This is a genomic window from Neisseria sp. P0021.S007, from assembly GCF_051956855.1.
In genome coordinates, this window is the sequence record NZ_JBQCXA010001363.1 from 1 (window position 1) to 493 (window position 493).

Sequence of the window (493 nt, forward strand, 5' to 3'; positions counted from 1 at the left end):
GTCCAAGAGCAGCACGTCGGGCTTGGAAAATAGGGCTTGCGCCAGCAATACGCGCAGCTTGAAGCCGGGGGCGACTTCCGCCATGGTGGCGTTGTGCAAATCTTCGGAAATGCCTACGCCGCTCAACAGTTCGGCGGCGCGCGCTTCGGCGGTGTAGCCGTCGTATTCGGCGAACTTGGCTTCCAGTTCGGCGGCTTTCATGTAGTCGTCTTCGGTGGCTTCGAGGTTGGCGTAAATCGCGTCGCGTTCGGTCATCGCCGCCCACATTTCGGTATGCCCCATCATCACCACGTCCAGCACGCGCATGTCTTCGTAAGCAAACTGGTCTTGGCGCAATTTACCCAAACGCACGCCGTTTTCAATCGCCACTTCGCCCGCAGTCTGTTCCAAATCGCCGCCGAGGATTTTCATGAAGGTAGATTTGCCCGAACCGTTCGCGCCGATCAAGCCGTAGCGGTTGCCTTCGCCGAACTTGACGGATACGTTTTCAAAC

At 58.0% G+C, this 493-nt stretch carries 1 protein-coding gene; it reads right to left on the reverse strand.

The window, feature by feature from the left end:
- The coding region (locus ACTHUR_RS19180) for an ATP-binding cassette domain-containing protein (RefSeq protein ID WP_440400372.1) at positions 1–493 on the reverse strand (493 nt) is incomplete at both ends.